We start from the raw sequence: 232 nt of genomic DNA on the forward strand, positions 1-232 counted from the left end.
ATCCTGCATTACTTCACCTCTGACCTGAACCAATTCGCTGGTAGACGTGTTACTGTTCTTGGCGGCGGAGACTCTGCGGTCTACTGGGCACTGATGCTTGAGCCAATCGCTAAAGAAGTATCGGTTGTACACCGTTGTGATAAATTCCGTGTACATGAGCTCTGTGTAGTTAACTTGCATAACTCGAAAGTCAATGTGCTGACACCAGTTGTGCCTACTGAGCTCTTTGTTG

The 232-nt window shown here is 47.4% G+C and carries 1 protein-coding gene; it reads left to right on the plus strand.

Annotation, left to right across the window (positions count from 1 at the left end; translation table 11 throughout):
* The coding region (locus tag KVT11_RS20760; protein ID WP_217609232.1) for an NAD-binding protein at positions 1–232 on the plus strand (232 nt) is incomplete at both ends.

Origin of the sequence: Bacillus sp. GbtcB10 (assembly GCF_019091365.1) — a bacterium.
Classification (GTDB): Bacteria; Bacillota; Bacilli; order Bacillales; family Bacillaceae; genus Bacillus; species Bacillus altitudinis.